General features: G+C 67.7%; 8 protein-coding genes, 2 tRNA genes and 1 pseudogene. 4 read left to right on the top strand and 7 right to left on the bottom strand.

Annotated elements, in window-relative coordinates:
* The first annotated feature begins 13 nt into the window (after positions 1-13).
* Together ACVWZ8_RS14045 and ACVWZ8_RS14040 are read left to right on the top strand one after the other, a co-directional pair.
* Positions 14-799, top strand: a complete 786-nt coding sequence (locus tag ACVWZ8_RS14045; RefSeq protein WP_426978766.1) for a PspA/IM30 family protein — start codon at positions 14-16, stop codon at positions 797-799.
* Between the two features lie 152 nt (positions 800-951).
* Positions 952-1,254, top strand: coding sequence for a deoxyribodipyrimidine photo-lyase (locus ACVWZ8_RS14040; RefSeq protein ID WP_426978767.1), 303 nt, complete (start codon positions 952-954; stop codon positions 1,252-1,254).
* A 277-nt stretch (positions 1,255-1,531) separates the two neighbouring features.
* Here the strand turns inward: ACVWZ8_RS14040 and ACVWZ8_RS14035 are convergent.
* The 4 genes from ACVWZ8_RS14035 to ACVWZ8_RS14020 all read right to left on the bottom strand — a co-directional run bounded on the left by ACVWZ8_RS14035 (position 1,532) and on the right by ACVWZ8_RS14020 (position 6,378).
* A tRNA-Met gene (locus tag ACVWZ8_RS14035) sits at positions 1,532-1,605 on the bottom strand.
* Between the two features lie 167 nt (positions 1,606-1,772).
* Positions 1,773-1,846: transfer RNA gene (locus ACVWZ8_RS14030), tRNA-Met, on the bottom strand.
* A 223-nt stretch (positions 1,847-2,069) separates the two neighbouring features.
* Positions 2,070-5,066 (bottom strand): UPF0182 family membrane protein, encoded by a 2,997-nt coding sequence (locus ACVWZ8_RS14025; RefSeq protein ID WP_426978768.1) that lies wholly within the window; start codon positions 5,064-5,066, stop codon positions 2,070-2,072.
* Between the two features lie 163 nt (positions 5,067-5,229).
* A complete protein-coding gene (locus ACVWZ8_RS14020; RefSeq protein WP_426978770.1) occupies positions 5,230-6,378 on the bottom strand; it encodes a YlbL family protein in 1,149 nt (382 codons plus the stop codon).
* A 249-nt stretch (positions 6,379-6,627) separates the two neighbouring features.
* Between ACVWZ8_RS14020 and ACVWZ8_RS14015 the strand changes: the two genes are divergently transcribed.
* Positions 6,628-8,073 (top strand): zinc-dependent metalloprotease, encoded by a 1,446-nt coding sequence (locus ACVWZ8_RS14015; RefSeq protein WP_426978772.1) that lies wholly within the window; start codon positions 6,628-6,630, stop codon positions 8,071-8,073.
* A gap of 135 nt (positions 8,074-8,208) precedes the next feature.
* On the opposite strand, the gene ACVWZ8_RS14010 is transcribed toward ACVWZ8_RS14015, so the two are convergent.
* The 3 genes from ACVWZ8_RS14010 to nudC all read right to left on the bottom strand — a co-directional run bounded on the left by ACVWZ8_RS14010 (position 8,209) and on the right by nudC (position 12,265).
* Positions 8,209-8,898, bottom strand: a complete 690-nt coding sequence (locus ACVWZ8_RS14010; RefSeq protein ID WP_456504947.1) for a M48 metallopeptidase family protein — start codon at positions 8,896-8,898, stop codon at positions 8,209-8,211.
* On the bottom strand, positions 8,898-10,988 hold the full coding sequence (locus ACVWZ8_RS14005) for an ATP-dependent DNA helicase UvrD2 (protein WP_426979727.1): 2,091 nt from the start codon (positions 10,986-10,988) through the stop codon (positions 8,898-8,900). The genes ACVWZ8_RS14010 and ACVWZ8_RS14005 overlap by 1 nt, the downstream gene beginning before the upstream one ends.
* Positions 10,989-11,167: 179 nt before the next feature.
* Positions 11,168-12,265, bottom strand: a complete 1,098-nt coding sequence (gene nudC / locus ACVWZ8_RS14000) for an NAD(+) diphosphatase (RefSeq protein WP_426978775.1) — start codon at positions 12,263-12,265, stop codon at positions 11,168-11,170.
* A 202-nt stretch (positions 12,266-12,467) separates the two neighbouring features.
* Between nudC and ACVWZ8_RS13995 the strand changes: the two are divergent.
* Positions 12,468-13,422 (top strand): annotated as a pseudogene (locus ACVWZ8_RS13995) (macrolide 2'-phosphotransferase); the annotation flags it as partial.
* Positions 13,423-13,821: the final 399 nt, after the last annotated feature.

Here is a 13,821-nt window from a genome sequence, read left to right as displayed (position 1 = left end):
GAAAGGTAACACCATGAAGCAGTCCATTTTCGGCCGCATGGCGCAGCTGGCGAAGGCCAACATCAACTCCTTGCTGGACCAGGCTGAGGACCCGCAGAAGATGCTGGATCAGATGGTCCGGGACTACACGAACAACATCGCTGAGGCCGAGTCCGCGGTGGCCCAGACCATCGGCAACCTGCGTATGCTCCAGGATGACTACCACGAGGACATCAAGAACGCCCAGGACTGGGGCAACAAGGCCCTCGCCGCGTCACGCAAGGCCGACGAGTACCGCGGCAAGGGTGACGCGACCGACGCCGAGAAGTTCGACAACCTCGCCAAGGTGGCACTGCAGCGCCAGATGTCCGCGGAAAACGAGGCAAAGTCCGCCGAGCCCAGCATCGCTTCCCAGACCGAGGTCGTGGACAAGCTCAAGCACGGCCTGGACCAGATGAAGGGCAAACTCAACGAGCTCACCAGCAAGCGCAACGAGCTGGTGGCCCGCTCGAAGACCGCTGCCGCCCAGACCCAGGTGCACGATGCCCTCAAGAGCGTCGACTTCATGGATCCCACCTCAGAGGTGGGCCGCTTCGAAGATAAGATCCGCCGCGAAGAAGCCAAGGTCCGTGGCCAGCAGGAACTCTCCGCCTCCAGCCTCGATGCGCAGTTTAATTCGCTCGAGGACCTCGGCGAGCAGACCGAAATCGAGGCGCGGCTCGCCGCCCTGAAGTCCGGCGGCTCCCCCGCAGCCATTGGCGCAGGCGAGCGCAAGGCGGCCGGCTCCACGGTCGACGAAGCCGACTTCGACAAGCTCTAGGCAGCTCGCCGGCGGACTTCCGCCGGCCGCTCCCGCCGGCCCCGAGGCCGGGTCCTCGCGTATCGTCAGCAGTTGTGGACGACTCGGGGGGCCCGGCCTCTGCTGTGCCATGTGCCGTGCCATGCCGGCGGCGGCGCGCGTACTGTCGATTCATGTCTGAGGGATCCACGTCTTCGACCCCTGTCTGGCTCCGCGATGACCTACACCTGGATGACAATCCGGCCCGCTCCGAAGCGGCCTCGCTCGAAGGCCCCCTCACCGTTGTCTACGTGCTGGACGAAGCTTCCCCCGCCGCGCGCCCCTCGGCGGAGCACGGCATCAACGCGGTGAGCCTCCAGGCCAACCTCCTGTTCGAGCCGGGGACGGTGACGCCCTGCGCGGGCGGACCCTACAGGCTCTTTAGGACCCTACAGGCTCTTCACCCGGTTCTGGAGGGCGTGCCTGGCCACCATTGAGCCTAGGGTCCCACCGGACGCCCCGGCGGCTCCCCTCGCCCGCCCGGGGCACCACGGGGCAGCTGCCGGCCGGCGAGCGGCTGGAGAGCTGGGGGACTGCTCCCCCGAAGGCCGGACTGGAGCGCCGGATTGCCGCGACCTGGACCCGCGCGAGGCTGGCGCCCATAGGAGGCTCGAGGTTTTCATCGACGGACCGGCACCTCGCTGTACCGGGCAGCGAGAGCGGAGCGCAAGAAAGGCCCGGATCTCAGATCCGGGCCTTTCTCTTCTTCCTCAGTTGCGGGGACAGGATTTGAACCTGTGACCTCTGGGTTATGAGCCCAGCGAGCTACCGAACTGCTCCACCCCGCGTCGCTTGATCAACACTACCCTACTTTGCCGGGCCCCCGGACCACAGACCCCATGCCCGGACCTTCACGCTCCGGGCACACCATCCGGCGGGGGGGCTGGAACCACGGCAAGGCGTTAAAGCAGAGGGTCCGGAGCACTGTTTCCAGCGTTCCGGACCTTCTCCTCAGTTGCGGGGACAGGATTTGAACCTGTGACCTCTGGGTTATGAGCCCAGCGAGCTACCGAACTGCTCCACCCCGCGTCGCAAGATCAACTCTACCTGCCGGTGAACTTGAGGCCAAATCGAGGCGACGTGATGTGCCTCTCGCGCGCCAGGGACGGTGCCCGGATCCCTGGCGCCGGCACGCGCCGGCAGGTTCGCGCGCCTGGCCCGGCTAACATTGGCAGAACCAAAGAAGGCCGGGCCCGCGCCCCCGATGGAGCGCGAACCCGGCCGTCAACCGTTAGCTGTCAGATCCTCGGCGTCAGCTGCTCGGCGTCGGCGCCGGCGTGGCCGAGGGAGCGACGGACGGCGCCGGAGCCGGCGTGGCGGCGAGCTTGCCCTCGGCGTCGAGCGCCTTCTGCAAGGCCGCCGCGAGCCGCTTCTGCTGGTCGCCGTAGGCGGCAAAGTCGCCCTTGGCGAGGGCATCCTGGCCGGCCTTGATGGCCGCGTTGGCGTCGTCCAGGGCAGCCTTCAGCTCCGCTTTCGCGTCCACCGTTCCCGTGGCCGGCGGCGTGGAACCGTCCGGAGCGGGAGTGGCCGGAGTCTGCCCCTTGTTGGCCGAGTCACCGGCCGTTGCCCCCGAGTTCCCGCCGAACAACTGGTTCAGCGCCTCATCCAGGGTGGGGGCGAACCCGATCTTGTCGCCGAACGCCACCAGGACGCGCTGCAGGGTGGGGTACGAGGTCTCACCCGTTGACCTCAGGTAGACGGGCTGGACGTAGAGCAGACCGCCACCGACCGGCAGCGTCAGCAGGTTGCCGTTGAGCACCGCCGACGCTCCCTGGCGCAGCAGGTTCAGCGCCTGCGAGACAGTGGGGTCGGAGTTGAACTTGTTCTGCGCCTGGCCGGGGCCAGGCACCTGGGCTTCCGGCGGAATCTGCAGGAGCCTGAGCTGGCCGTAACTGTCGGCCTTCACGCCCTTCTGGTTGCCGGCGTCGGAATCCGCAGCGAGGAAGCCGTACATCACGTTGCGGGCGGTGTTGTTGACCACCTGCGGAATGAACGAGGACGTCAGCTGGAAGGCCGGCTTGTCCTGGTCCGGCATCTTCAGCGACATGTAGAACGGCGGCTGCTTGACCTCCTCCTTGACCGTGGGGTCGTTCGGGACGGACCAGGCGTCAATATTGGTGTAGAAGCTGTCCGCCTGGGTGACGTGGTAGCGGCCCAGCAGCTCACGCTGGACCTTGAACAGGTCCTCCGGGTAGCGCACGTGGCTCATGAGCGCGCCGGACATTTCCGAGAACGGCTTCAGCGAGGTCGGGAAGATGTTCTGCCAGGCCTTCAGTACCGGATCCTGATCGTCCCAGGCGTAGAGCGTCACCGAGCCGTCATAGGCATCCACGGTGGCCTTGACCGAGTTGCGGATGTAGTTGACGGAGCTGTTCGGCAGGGCAACCGTGCGGTTCGCGGCGGTCTGCGAGTCGGCGGTAGCGGCGGAGAGCTGCTCCTGCTGCGAGTACGGGTAATACTGGCTGGTGGTGTACCCGTCCACGATCCACTTCACGCGGCCATCGACCACAGCCGGGTAGGCGTTGCCGTCAACCGTCAGGTAGGGGGCGACTTTCTCGACGCGGTCCCGCGGGTTGCGGTCGTAGAGGATCTGCGACTCGGCGTTCACCCCGTCGGAGAGCAAGAGGTCGGAGGACTGGAACTTGATCGCGTAGAGGATCTTGTTGAAGAAGCTGCCCACGTTCGGGCCGCCGTTGCCGGTGAAGGTGTACTGCGTTTCGCCGCCGCCTTCCTTGGCGGCCGGGCGGTCCTGTTCGCGGTGCGGGGCGCCGTCGGGAGCACCGACGATCGAGTACTCGGGCGAGTTTTCGCCGAAGTAGACCCGCGGCTGGTACGTCGAATCGTTGCCGAGCACACCCGTGGAGGGGATGCCGGCCTGCAGGAAGTCCGGCTTGCCGTCCACGGTGAACTTGTTGCCTTTGGCGGCGACGACACCGTAGCCGTGGGTGTAGACAACGTGGCGGTTCAGCCACGACTGCTGGTTGGTGGCGAGGCCCTCCGGGTTCAGCTCACGGACAGCGATCACCGTATCCTGGATCTTGCCGTCGACTTCGTAGCGGTCCACGTTCAGGGCACTCGGGAACTGGTAGTACGGCCGGAACTGCTCCAGCTGGGAGAACGCATCCGAAATCAGGTTCGGATCCAGCAGGCGGATGTTGGCCGTGGTCTGTGCGTCCGGGGCCAGGGCGCCCGTGGTGGCGGTGGTGGTGGCGTTGTACCGCTTCTCCTGGACCTTGTCCAGGCCGTAGGCGGCACGGGTCATGCTGATGTTCCGCTTGATGTATTCGTTTTCCAGCGTCTGCTCCGAGGGACGGACCTGGAACTGCTGAATCACCCAGGGGTAGACGCCGCCGGCGAGGATCGACGTGATGACGAGCATGGCGGTGCCGATCACGGGCAGCCGCCACTTGCCGATCACAGCGGCGACGATGAAGAGCACGGCGACGAGCACCGCGGCCACGGCCAGGATGGACTTGGTGGGGATGACTGCGTTGACGTCCGTGTACAGGGCGCCGGCCCAGCGTCCGCCGCTGTTCTGCACGGAGGAGTAACGGTCCAGCCAGAAGTTAACGCCGAGCAGCAGCAGGAAGGCCGCGCCGGTGACCGCCAGGTGGATCTGGGCGGCCCGGCTCGTGAAGATGCCGCGCTCCATGATCCGGATGCTGCCATAGAGGTAGTGCGTGAGGATGCCGGCGATACCGGCGACGATCGTGACGCTGATCAGGAAGCCGGTGACGAAGCCGAAGAACGGCAGGGTCATCAGGTAGAAGCTGATGTCCAGCCCGAACAGCGGATCGTTCTGGCCGAAGGGCTCCTGGTTCAGGAACAGCAGCACCTTCTGCCACTGGCTTGCGGCGGCGCTTCCGGCGAACAGGCCGAACAGGATGGGCAGCCCGATCATGACCACGCGGCGGACCGGTTCCAGCTGGACCTGGTAGCGGTTGAGGTTGTCCCGGATGTCCGAATCCGGGGCGTAGACGGGACGCGCGTGGTAGGCGATCCGGATGGCGAAAAATACCGCGGCGAACATGACGGCGAAGCCGGCCAGGAAGAGAATAATGCGCGCCAGATTCTCGGTCAGGAAGACTTCAAAGAAGCCGAGCTGCTGGTACCACAGGACGTCCGTCCAGACATTGGCGAAGAAGATGAACCCGACCACGATCAAGGCGACGACGATCAACGTCGGCGTCAGTGCGCCTCGTCGAGTCTGCGGTCTTTCGGGCGGGACGGTGCTGGCGGGACGGGACAAACTCGGTACCTCATAGCTGGTCGTGAGTTGCTGGTTTTAGTTATCAGTCGGTGCGGGTGATGGAGCGTTGCTGCATTGTATCGGCAGCGGGCACCGCCGGGGAGGGCGGAGACGGCCGTCATAGGTGCCACGAGTGGCGGCGGAGCTTAGTTCCGCGGCCAGTCTAGTTGCTGGAGCAGGCGGGAAGCGCGGATGTGTCGGTGCCCGACGCCGCCAGCTCGACGGCCTTCCGCGCCTCGGCCAGATTCTCCACCTTGACCACCTGCAGACCGGCCGGAATGTGCCCGAGGACCTCATCGCAGTTCGCGGAGGGCGCCAGGAACAAGGTGGCCCCGCCGGACCTGGCCCCTTGCATCTTCTGCCCGATGCCGCCGATCGGTCCCACGGCGCCGTCGGGGGTGATGGTTCCGGTTCCGGCGATGTGTTTGCCTCCGGTCAGATCCCCGGGGGTTACCGTGTCGACGATCCCGAGGGCGAACATCATTCCCGCACTGGGACCGCCCACCTTATCGAGCGAAATTTTGACCTCGAAGGGGAACGTGAACTTGTACTGCAGCAACACGCCCAGGATGAATTTACCCGTCGGGGCCTTGGTCGGCGTGATGGTGACCGGAACGCTGTTGCCGCCACGGTCGACGGCGACCGTCACCGGAGCCCCGTTGCCTGCAGCCAGTTCCGCCTGGACGACGCTCAGCGCAGTGATCGGCTTGTTGTTGATGGAAACCAGCACGTCGCCTTCCTGCAGGTTTCCGCTTGAGGCGGAGTCCTCCGGGATCCCGGCGATCTGCAGTTTCTGTTCGAACGGGATGTTGAGTTCCTTGAGGGCCGAAGCGACGGCGTTTTCCTGCGAGGTGGTCATCGCGACGGCACTCTCCTGCTGGGACTGCTCCTTGGTCACGCCGCGCGGGAAGATCAGTTCCTCGGGGTACACGGCCTTGGCACCGTCGAGCCAGGCGGAGAACGCCTCGAAGACGCTGACGGGCCCGTTCGGGCCGCCGTCGACGTAGACGGTGGTGAGGTCCAGGTTGCCCTTCGCGGGAAAGCTCTCGTGCCCGGTGACGCTGATGACGGGTTTGCCGTTCTCATCGCCGAGGGTATTGAACGTCGGTCCGGGAGATTCGACCACGTACGGGACGGGCAGGCTCACCGCAGTAATGCCCAGCGCCAGCGCCAGCAGGCCTGAGACCAGCATGGCCGAGGACCGCTTGTCCTTGTTCCGGGGTGGACGCGGCCCGCTGAGGAGGGCCCTGCGGCCCCGGGTGTTGCCGGCCGTTGGTTCGCTGGCGGGCTGCTCACCCTGGGTAATCGTCAATGAAGGACCTCTCCGTGCCGGCGCCCGGGACCTTGCGGCACCCGTGAACAGCGCGCCGCCGCCGCCGCCTCGGCCGCGGCTGCCGCCTGCAAATATTCCAGCCTCTAACACTACGCGCTCACCCGCCGGGACGGCTCTGCGACAGGAGTCTTTGCCTAGAGCGAACGGGGCACACTTTCGGCAGACAGCCCCTCTTGCCGCGGGGTACCGTGAAGTGGAGAAGCAGCCACACCGACGATCGGCGGGATCATGACCTCCAACCCACTCAATCCGTCCAATGGTGACGAGGAACCCAAGGATCCGCTGGCAGAGATGCTGAAGAACCTGATGGGCGGCCAGGGCATGGGGAATATCGACCCCGCGGAACTCGCCAAGGCCGCCGGGCTACCCGACGACCCGAACCTCCTCGCCCAGATGTTCTCGCAGGTCCAGGCGATGATGAGCGCCTCCTCGGACGGCCCGGTCAACTGGCAGCTCGCGCATGAGAATGCCCGGCGGGTGGCCGCGAGCGGCTCGGACCCCTCCGTCACCGCCCAGCAGACCCGCGAAGTGGATGAGGCCCTGCGCCTCGCCGAACTGTGGCTCGACCAGGTCACCGGGCTGCCGGCCACCGGACTGATCGGCCGGGCGTGGTCCCGCGCCGAGTGGGTCGAGGAGACCCTGGGGACCTGGAAACGGCTGACCGAGCCGGTCGCGAACAGCGTCGCGAACGCGCTCTCCTCCGCGATGACCGAACAGATGCCCGAAGAGATGAAGTCTATGATGGGCGGCGCCTCGTCGATGCTGCAAAACATGGGCGGCGCGATTTTCGGCATGCAGCTGGGCCAGGCCATCGGCGCCCTGTCCGCCGAAGTGGTCAGCTCCACGGACATCGGTGTGCCGCTGGCCGACCTGGAAATGGCGTTGCTGCCTTCCAACGTGGCAAAGTTCGGCGAAGGCCTCAGCCTGCCGGAGAACGACATCCGGCTGTTCCTCGCCGTCCGCGAAGCCGCCCATGCCCGGCTCTTCGTCCAGGTCCCCTGGCTGCGGGGACACCTGCTCGGCGCGATCGAGGCGTACGCCCGCGGCATCCACATCGACACGTCCAAAATCGAGGAACTCGCCCGGGAGCTGGACCCCAGCAATCCCGAGGGCATCCAGGAGGCCCTGTCCCAGGGCGTCTTCATGCCCCAGCGCACCCCCGCGCAGGATCAGGCACTGGAGAAGCTGGAGACGGCCCTCGCCCTCGTGGAGGGCTGGGTTGATGAACTGACCTGGGCCGCCACCCAGAAGCTGCTGCCCTCTGCCGGGGCACTCCGCGAGACCGTCCGGCGGCGCCGCGCCACCGGCGGCCCGGCCGAACATGCGTTCTCCTCCCTCGTGGGCCTGGAACTGCGTCCGCGCCGGCTGCGGGAAGCCGCCACACTGTGGGCCTCGCTCAAGGACGAACGCGGCATCGATGGCCGCGACGCGATCTGGCAGCACCCCGACCTGCTTCCCACCGCGGAAGACCTGGACGACCCGCAGGGCTTCAGCGGCCGCCGCAAGCTTGCCGAGGCGAGCGACACCGAGGTTGACGACGCACTGCAGAAACTGCTCAGCGGCGGCTTCGACGAGCCCGGGGAGAAACCGGCCGACGGTGATGACGGCGAACCTGGGACTCAGGAACACGGCCCGGGCGAATCCCCTGAAGACGGCCCAAGCCCCAAGTCCTAATATGTAGGACTGTTTGTCCGTCGCCCGTGGAGAAGCTGGCCCCGGCCGGAACTTCGGTTCCCGCCGGGGCTTTCTCATGCCCGCCGCTGTGCCGGTCAGGTCGGTGGACTCGCCGGTGTCCGCCAGTGTCCGGCATCAATCGACGTCGTCGGTGTCGTCTGTGTCGTCTGTGTCGTTTGTGTCGTTTGTGTCGTCTGTTTCATCGGCGCCGCCGGGCGTCAGGCCGCGCGAGGTCGCGAAAGAGACGCCTTCCAGGAAGGCCTTGGCGCGCTGCGTTTTCGGGTACGCCTCCAGCAGCCGCCAGAACGCGGCATTGTGGCCAGCGACGAGCAGGTGCGCCAGTTCGTGGAGCAGCACGTAGTCAATGACCCACGGCGGCATGGCCTGGAGCTTGTCCGAGAGCCGGATGGACCCGTCCGACGGCGTCGCGGATCCCCAACGTGAGTTCTGGTTGCTGACCCAGCGGACCGAGGACGGGACGGCGCGGCCGCCGAAGTACTTCGCGGACAGATCGGCGGCATGCGCGGCCAGGGCAGCATCACTGCGGGGGCGGCGCTTGCCCGCGCCGCGGTTCCCCCGCTCTCCCTGGAGCCGGAGCTTTTCGAGCATCCGGTGCACCCACTCCCGCTCCTGGGTACGGGTGAAGGAGGCCGGAATCGCGACCACGGCGGTGCCGTTCTCCCAGAAGGCGGCGACCGTCCGGCGCCGGCGGGCGGACCGGCGCACTTCCACCGGGGCGCCGTCGGCCGTGGTCAGCGGGACAGCCGCCGGGGTTGCGGGTGACGGCGCACGGTTACCGGACCGGCGGGCAGCATCGCCCGCCATCAGAGGCTGGTGCTTTCGACGAGCACTGCCAGCACGGCTTCGCCGTATTTCTCCAGCTTCGACGGGCCGATGCCGGCGAGCTTGGCCAGCTGTTCGAGGGATTCCGGCCGGGCCTCGGCGATCGCGGTCAGCGTGGCGTCGGTGAAGACCACGAAGGCGGGGACGTCCGCCTCGAGGGCCACGTCCTTGCGCCACTGCCGGAGCGCATCGAAGGTCTGCTCCTCGTACGTGGGAGGGCACTGGTTGCAGCGGCCCACCTTGCGTTCCGCACCGGAGGAGAGCATGGTCCCGCAGACCCGGCACGACGCCGGAACGGCGGCCTTCCGGCGCGGCGCCGCGCCCTTGCCACGGACGGAGGAGCTCGCCACGGAGTCCGGGCGCAGCCCGTCCAGGAAGCGCGAGGGCTTGCGGTTCGCCCGTCCGCCCGGCGTCCTCGCGGTGGACCAGGACAGGAACAGGTGCTCCCGGGCGCGGGTGATCCCGACGTACAGCAGGCGGCGTTCCTCGTCCACGGACTCCGGGCTGTCGGCGAAGGAGATCGGCATGAGCCCCTCGCTGAGCCCCACGAGGAAGACGGCATCCCACTCGAGGCCCTTGGCGGAGTGCAGCGAGGCCAGGGTCACGCCCTGGACGGTCGGGGCATGCTGGGCGAGGGAGCGTTCCTGGAGCTCGTTGACGAAGTCTGAGAGGCTGAACTGCTCCCCGCGGGTAACGACGAGCTCGTCGGCGAGCGCCACGAGGGCCGCGAGCGATTCCCAGCGTTCCCGGAGGGCGCCGCCGCTGTGCGGTGCGGCGTCCGTGTAGCCCAGCGAGGCGACGATGTCGCGGACCAGCTGGCCGAGCGGCTCGGGCGTGGCGGTCTCGGCGACGGCGCGGGTGGCTGCCCGGAGCTGGAGGATGGCGTCGCGGACTTCCTTGCGGGCGAAGAAGCGTTCCCCGCCGCGCAGCTGGTAGCCGATTCCCGCCGAGGCCAGGGCCTGTTCGTAGGCTTCGGACTGCCCGTTGGTGCGGAACAGCACGGCGACCTGGCTCGCCGGGGTACCGGCGTCGAGCAGCTCGCGGACCTTGAAGGCGACCGTGGCGGCCTCGGCCTCGTCGTCGGAGCATTCAGTGAACTGCGGGACGGGCCCGGCGGGGCGCTGCGCCACGAGCTGCAGGGGCGTGGCCCAGGCGGCATCCGCGGCGGGGCCGCCGCTGCGCCGGCCGGCCAGCAGATCGTTGGCCAGCTTCACCACCTGCGGGGTGGACCGGTAGTCGCGGATGAGCTTGACAACATTGGCTTCCGGGTACATCGCCTTGAAGCCGAGCAGGTGCTTCGGCGAGGCGCCGGTGAACGAGTAGATCGTCTGGCTGGCGTCGCCGACCACACACAGCTCGTCGCGGCCGCCCAGCCACAGTTCCAGCAGCCGCTGCTGCAGCGGCGAGACGTCCTGGTACTCGTCGACAACGAAATGCCGATACTGCTCACGGACGGTGGCCGCCACCTTGGGATCCTCCTGCAGGATGCCCACGGTGATCAGCAGCACGTCCTCGAAGTCGATCACGTTGCGGTCTGTCTTGACGTCCTCATAGGACTGGAATACGCGGGCGACGGCGGTCAGGTCGAAGCCGCCCGGATTCCCGCGGCCCTGGGCTTTTTCCAGGTAGTTGGCCGGTGTCAGCATGGACACCTTGGCCCACTCGATCTCGGAGGCCAGATCACGGATGGACGCGCGGTCGGTACTGAGCCGGAGCCGGCGGGCCGCCTCGGCGATCATCTGGGCCTTGTGGTCCAGCAGGTTGGGCAGCGCCCCGCCGATGGCCTGCGGCCAGAAGAACTGGAGCTGACGCAGTGCCGCGGCGTGGAAGGTGCGGGCCTGGACGTTTCCGACGCCGAGGTCCCGGAGCCTGCTGCGCATTTCGGCCGCGGCCCGTGAGGTGAAGGTGACGGCCAGGAGCCGCTGCGGGCTGTAGACGCCCGAGTGCACGCCGTAGGCGATGCGGTGGGTGATGGCGCGGGTCTTGCCGGTACCGGCTCCCGCCAGTACGCACATCGGCCCCTGCAGGGTGCTCGCCACCTCGCGCTGCTCGGCGTCGAGGCCGCCCAGGATGCGCTCCTCGAGGGAGCGGTTGTCCGGTGCGTGTGGTTCCGGAACGGGGCCGTCGCCGGGGTTCCCGGCGTCGGCCTGGAGGCCGGGGAAGGTGCTGGTGTTCACGTTCTCTGTCGTCACTTCTTTAGTAGATCGAGGGCGGGCGGTGCGGGGCAGCGCGCCCGCGGAGGGCGTTCGCCTCATTCGGGTTCCGGGCGGTCCCGGATGACGCCGCCGTACCAGTGCTCGATCAGGGCCCGGGCAATGGAGAGCCTGCTGGAAATGACGATTTCGCCACTGAGCACCGCGGCCTGCAGTTCGCTCCGGCTGAACCAGCGGGCCCTGGTGACCTCAACGCCGTCGGGCGTGGCCTCGGTGTCCTGGGTCATGGCGGTGAACCCGAGCATCAGCGAGGCCGGAAAGGGCCACGGCTGGGATCCGAGGTACTGGGACGCGGTGACCCGGACGCCGACCTCCTCGCCGATCTCCCGGACCACGGCCTGCTCCAGCGACTCCCCGGGTTCGACGAAGCCCGCGAGTGTGGAGTAGTTCCGGGCCTCGGGGGGACCGCCGCCGCCGAGCAGGAGGCGGCCGTCGGCGCCGACCACCGTCACGATGATGGCGGGATCGGTGCGCGGGTAGTGCTCGGAACTGTCCACGGGGCAGCGGCGCACCCAGCCGCCGGCTTCCGGCTGGGTAGCGGCGCCGCAGCGCGGGCAGTGGGCGTGGCTGGCATGCCAGTTGGCGATGGCACTGGCTTCGATGAAGAGGGCGGTGTCCGTCGGGTTCAGCCGGGCAGCAACGTCCCGGAAACCGGCCCACTGCGCGCCGCCGGGGATACCGGCGATGTGCGCTTCAAACTCCTCGGCCTGGACCTCGAACTGCCGTGGAAGGATAAAGAGGACCAGCTGGGTGCCCGCCTCGAGATCCGAACCGGATAGGGCCGAGCCAAGGTAGATCAGCTGCTCCGGGGCGTAGACGGTGTCCCGCAGGTGGTCCGCCAGCTCGGCCGCATCGAGGAGGACCAGGCTGTCGCCGTCGATGAGGGCCTGCCGGCCGGAGAGCACCACGGCCCGCGCGGTTCCGGCGGCGAGGAGGTCTTCGACCATTCCCGGCTTCATCCGGGCCGCGGATCCGCGGTCGATCAGCGCGGGTCGCACCGGCAGGACGGTGTCCTGCAAGTGGTTCGCGGGGATACCCGGTGCCGGCGCGGTTGGCGCGTCCACCTGTGGTTGGCTCCCGGACGGTTGGTTCCCGGACGGTTTGTTTCCGGACACCGGTGACTCCGCAAGACTCATGTACCCACCGTACTGACTCCCGCCGACAATTGACATTTTCCCGTGGCGTTTGCGGGCGCGGTCACGCCCCTCGGTGACCGCGGGCACGGAGTGGTTCGCCGGCTGAATTCCGGGCGCTGTTTTATTCCCGAATTTGTTCCCGATCTGGAGACTCGCCGTGGTGCATCGCCGTCTTGGGCGCTGCTCAATCTACCGTGGAAGCGTGAGAAGAAAACCAATCGAACTGGCAGCTGTGGCAACCGCGGCAGTCCCCGGGCTGACCCCGACCGCCGTTAGCTCTGCGCCCGACGATCCGGCAGACTTCGATTCGGCTCTCCTCCTGGACTCCGAAGGCAAACGCTGGCGCGTCCGCTCCCCCCGGCACGCCGAAGCCAGTGCACGGCTCGAAACGGAATTCATGGTGCTGCGGGCCTTTGTTCCCGCGATCCGGGCCGAACTCCCGTTCCTGATGCCCACAGTGGCGGGCACCGTCCGGCAGGGCCCTCTCAGCACCTTCGTGTACTCCCATTTGGGCGGGTCCACCCGGTCCGTCGAGGAACTCAGCGAGGGTTCCGCGGCCCTGGCAGGGGAAATCGGGGCGGCCATGGCTGCCATCCATGATCTGCCTCACTCCCTCGTCAGCAACGCCGATCTGCCGAGCTACACCCCCAACGAGTTCCGCCAGCGCCGCCTCAACGAACTCGACCAGGCCGCGACCACGGGCAAGATCCCGCCGCTTCTGCTGCGGCGTTGGGAACACGCGCTGGAGGACGTGTCGCTGTGGCGGTTCAACCCCTGCGTCGTCCATGGCGATCTGCACGAGGACAATCTGCTGGTCGACGGCGAGCGAGTGACCGCAGTGACGGGCTGGACGGACTTGCGCATCGGCGACCCTGCCGACGATATGGCCTGGCTGGTGGCCTCGAACGAGCAGGACTTTGTGGATGCGGTGCTGGAGCACTACACCTCCAGCCGGCGGGACGCGCCCGATGCCCACCTGCTCCGCCGCGCGGCGCTGTCCGCGGAATTTGCCCTGGCCCAGTACCTCGTCAAGGGACTCTCCGCCGGGAACCAGGACATGATTGACGAGGCTGATTCGATGCTCATGTCGCTGGCCGACGACGTCGCGGAACACGGCGGACAGCCGATCAGCGTGGAGCCGTTGCCCCAGCCGGCAGCCCCGCCCGGCCCCGGCCAGCCGGCGGATAAGGAGCCGGAGCGCATTCCGGGGCCGCAGAGCATTCCGGGGCCGGCCGTGAGCAAGGTGACGCTGCTCGCCCCGGATTCGGTGTCCGGCCTGGCTGCTGTTCCGACGGGCAGTGCTGCCGTCCAGGTGACACCGATCCCTCTTGACGAGATCAACAACGACGAGATCAACAACGACGAGATCAACAACGACGAGGACGGGAACAGCGGCGGCGAAGCGGCGGCAGGGATCAAGGTGGAGCCTGCCGGCACCGGCGAGGAGCCTGCCGACGCTAACGGCGAGACGGCCGACGAAGACGAGACGGCCCACGAAGACGAGGCCGCCAGCGAAGACGAGGCCGCCAGCGACGACGACCCTGACCTGACGGCCA

It is taken from the genome of Arthrobacter sp. UYCu723, from assembly GCF_054059215.1.
Note: the sequence above shows the minus strand (reverse complement) of the source record. Positions and strands in the feature narration are given on the sequence as shown.

Bases quoted from the DNA above. Each gene is read 5' to 3' on its own strand.
- ACVWZ8_RS14040 (WP_426978767.1), top strand. From the start codon at position 952: ATGTCTGAGGGATCCACGTCTTCGACCCCTGTCTGGCTCCGCGATGAC.
- nudC (WP_426978775.1), bottom strand. From the start codon at position 12,265: ATGAGTCTTGCGGAGTCACCGGTGTCCGGAAACAAACCGTCCGGGAAC.
- ACVWZ8_RS14045 (WP_426978766.1), top strand. From the start codon at position 14: ATGAAGCAGTCCATTTTCGGCCGCATGGCGCAGCTGGCGAAGGCCAAC.
- ACVWZ8_RS14015 (WP_426978772.1), top strand. From the start codon at position 6,628: ATGACCTCCAACCCACTCAATCCGTCCAATGGTGACGAGGAACCCAAG.
- ACVWZ8_RS14010 (WP_456504947.1), bottom strand. From the start codon at position 8,898: ATGGCGGGCGATGCTGCCCGCCGGTCCGGTAACCGTGCGCCGTCACCC.